The sequence below is a fragment of the Mycobacterium sp. genome, assembly GCF_049278535.1.
Classification (GTDB): Bacteria; Actinomycetota; Actinomycetes; order Mycobacteriales; family Mycobacteriaceae; genus Mycobacterium.
In genome coordinates this window covers 1-3,201 of sequence record NZ_JBAPMI010000227.1, presented here as the reverse complement: position 1 = coordinate 3,201, position 3,201 = coordinate 1, and the positions used below count along the sequence as shown (strand labels likewise).

Here is a 3,201-nt window from a genome sequence, read left to right as displayed (position 1 = left end):
GGATTCCTCGGCGTTGCTGACCGGTCGCGACCGCGTCGCCGGTGCCGACGCGGCCTACGTGTGCCGCGGACGCGTCTGCGATCTGCCGGTCACCAGCGCCGCGGATTTGGCGGCCGCGCTTGGCCGGTGACGATGCGGGCCGCCAAGCCCGGCGCGGTAACCTGCCTCCCATGCCGACTGCCGAAAGCATCGCCGAGACCGTCAACCGCTACATCAGCCTGGTCGCCAAGGGCAGCGCGGACGATCTGGTCGAGTTGTATGCCGACGACGCGACGGTCGAGGATCCGGTCGGCGGCGAGGTGCACATCGGCCGGCAGGCCATCCACGGCTTCTACTCCGCCATGGAAGCCGTTCAACGGGAATGCGAACTGGTGACGCTGCGGGTGGCCGGCAACGAGGCCGCGTTCCACTTCAGGTTGACCGTCATCGCCGGGGACACCCGGATGCTCATCGAGCCGATCGACGTGATGGTGTTCGGCGACGACGGCAAGATCACCGCGATGAAGGCCTACTGGTCGCCGGAGAACGCCCGGCAGCTATAGCTCTCGCCGATCAGAAGACGGCGAACCAGATCGCGATGTAGTGGCAGGTCGCGGCCACCGCGGTGCAGGCGTGGAAGAACTCGTGATAGCCGAACACGTGCGGCCACGGGTCGGGCCAGCGGAGCGCATACAGAACGCCGCCAATGCTGTACAAAACGCCGCCGACGGCCAGCAGCACCATCGCGGCCACCCCCGCGTTGTGCAGAATCATCGCGATATAGAACGCCGAGACCCACCCCAGGACCAGATACAGCGGAACACCGACCCAGCGTGGTGCGGTCGGCCAGCACATCTTGAGTAACACCCCGGCCAGCGCGCCGCCCCAAACGATCCACAGCACCAGCACCCCGGCGTTGTGCGGCATCGCCAGCAACGCGAACGGCGTGTAGGTGCCGGCGATCAGCACGAAGATCATCGAGTGGTCGAGCCGCTTCATCCAGGTGCGGGTTTTGACCGATTTCCAGGTGACCCGGTGGTAGACGGCGCTGACCGTGAACATGCCCACCACCGCGCCGGTGTAGATAAACGTCGCCAGGCCTGCCTTGAGTCCGGCCAACGGCCAGGACACCGAGATCAGCGAGGCGCCGGCGATGACAGCGACCACCGCCGAGACGAGATGGATCCAGCCCCGCGCCCGAGGCTTGACCAGTGCCTGCGCGGTGTCCTTCACGCCCTCGACGATGTGCTCGGCGACTTCTTCGACTGACGCCCCAGTCGCGCCGGCTTTGGTGGCCGCGTTCGACTCGCGACTCAAGATGCCTCCATGACTTGTCGCAGGATCGCCGATAGGCAGTAACGTCCACAGTAATCTGGATCGCTGTGGAGATCATTCCGCCGCGCGTCAAGGAGCCGTTATATCGGCTCTACGAGCTGCGCCTGCGGCAAGGCCTGGCCGCATCCAAGTCCGCACTGCCGCGCCACATCGCTGTGCTGTGCGACGGCAACCGCCGCTGGGCCCGCGATGCCGGTTATCAGGACGTCAGTTACGGCTACCGGATGGGCGCGGCCAAGATCGCGGAGATGCTGCGCTGGTGCCAGGAAGCCGGCATCGAAATGGCCACCGTCTACTTGCTTTCCACCGAGAACCTGCGCCGCGATCCGGCCGAGCTGGCCGCCCTCATCGAGATCATCACCGACGTCGTCGAAGAGATCTGCGCGCCGGCCAACGGCTGGAGTGTGCGCACAGTCGGGGACTTGGAGCTGATCGGTGAGGAGCCGGCGCGCCGGCTCCGCGATGCGGTGGAAGGCACCGCCGCCACTGGGAACGGCGGCTTTCACGTCAACGTCGCGGTGGGGTATGGCGGCCGCCAGGAAATCACCGACGCCGTGCGCGCCCTGCTGGGCAAGGCGTTGGCCAACGGAGCCAGCGGCGAGGATCTCGTCGACGCCGTCACCGCCGATGCCATCTCGGAGAATCTGTACACCTCCGGGCAGCCCGACCCCGATCTGGTGATCCGCACGTCGGGGGAGCAGCGGTTGTCCGGTTTCCTGCTGTGGCAGAGCGCTTATTCGGAGATGTGGTTCACCGAGGCGCACTGGCCGGCGTTCCGCCGGGTCGACTTCCTGCGCGCGTTGCGCGACTACAGCTTGCGCCACCGCCGCTACGGCGCCTAGCTGTACCTGGACATGACGTTGGTAGCGGGTCGCCGCGGACAACCTAGACGCGTGCCACACTGAAAGCATGGCTGCGCTTTCGGCGTTGGTGTTTTCGTTGAGCTGGTGGCTGGGGCTGTATCTGTTGTCCCGCAATCCGCGTAAGCCGGTGCTCGCGTTCTCGGCGGTGGGGCTCTGCAGCTTTGCGGTGGCCGTCGCGCTGGATGCAGTGCGGCTCGTCACCCACTCCGCGTTGCTCGGCCACATCGAGATTTACCTGGTCGCCGTTCCCGGCGTGGCTTGGTTCGCGGTGCTCATCGAGTTGGCCCGCCCACGCGACGGCGAACGGGCCCGTACGGGCGAGGCGCTGCTGGTCGCTGTGGTCGCCGCGCTGACGCTGGTCGGCGCGATGCTGGCCGGCAGCGTCGCCGGACCGTTGCGGCTGGGCCATCTGGTGATGGGCGCGGTGATCTCGGTGTCCACCCTGGGCGCGATGGTCGTCGCGTTGCGGCGCCGCGTGCAGAAGATCCCCAAGGTTGGGCTGATCGTCACCGCGACAATGTTTTTCGCCTTGGCCAACGCGATCCTGATCATTCCGCTCGGCATCGTGCCCAGCTGGCTGGCGTTGGCGTCGACGGGCTGCGACGTGTTCTGTCTGGGCGTCGCGGTGGCGCTGTGGGACGCGTTCGACGAGGGTCAGGCGCTGCGGGCCGACATGCTGCGCTCGTTCACCGGTGCCGGCCTGGTCGTCACGCTGATCGGTGGCCAGATGCTGATCGCCATCGAATTGACCCGCCGGCAGAGCACCGCGCAGATCGCGCTGACGGTATTGCTGTTCACCAGCCTGGCGATCGCGGCGTCGGTGCAGGTGCTGGCCGACCCGCTGGCCGGGTTGCTGGACCGGATGGTGTTCTCGCGAGCCCCGGTGCTGCGGGCCGATCGGGAGACGTTGCGGCGCACCCAATCCGCGCTGCCGCTGCGACTGGCCGATCCGCTCGATGACGTCGACGACGAGTCGTTCGCCCGGCTGACTCGCCGCGCGCTCGGTCACTATGGTGACCTGTCC

Annotated in this window: 5 protein-coding genes; 4 read left to right on the top strand and 1 reads right to left on the bottom strand. The window is 67.2% G+C overall.

The window, feature by feature from the left end; genetic code table 11:
• The coding region (locus WAO18_RS15625; RefSeq protein WP_422207166.1) for a hypothetical protein at positions 1–130 on the top strand (130 nt) is incomplete at its 5' end.
• A 40-nt stretch (positions 131–170) separates the two neighbouring features.
• Positions 171–542: a nuclear transport factor 2 family protein gene (locus tag WAO18_RS15620; protein WP_422207165.1), complete on the top strand. Its 372-nt coding sequence runs from the start codon at positions 171–173 to the stop codon at positions 540–542.
• A gap of 10 nt (positions 543–552) precedes the next feature.
• On the opposite strand, the gene trhA is transcribed toward WAO18_RS15620, so the two are convergent.
• A complete protein-coding gene (trhA, locus tag WAO18_RS15615; protein WP_422207164.1) occupies positions 553–1,296 on the bottom strand; it encodes a PAQR family membrane homeostasis protein TrhA in 744 nt (247 codons plus the stop codon).
• A 65-nt stretch (positions 1,297–1,361) separates the two neighbouring features.
• Here trhA and WAO18_RS15610 point away from each other — a divergent pair, with 65 nt between their 5' ends.
• Both WAO18_RS15610 and WAO18_RS15605 read left to right on the top strand, forming a co-directional pair.
• Positions 1,362–2,156: a (2Z,6E)-farnesyl diphosphate synthase gene (locus WAO18_RS15610; protein ID WP_422207163.1), complete on the top strand. Its 795-nt coding sequence runs from the start codon at positions 1,362–1,364 to the stop codon at positions 2,154–2,156.
• Between the two features lie 67 nt (positions 2,157–2,223).
• Positions 2,224–3,201 (top strand): hypothetical protein (locus tag WAO18_RS15605; protein ID WP_422207162.1); only part of this gene is annotated, 978 nt, incomplete at its 3' end.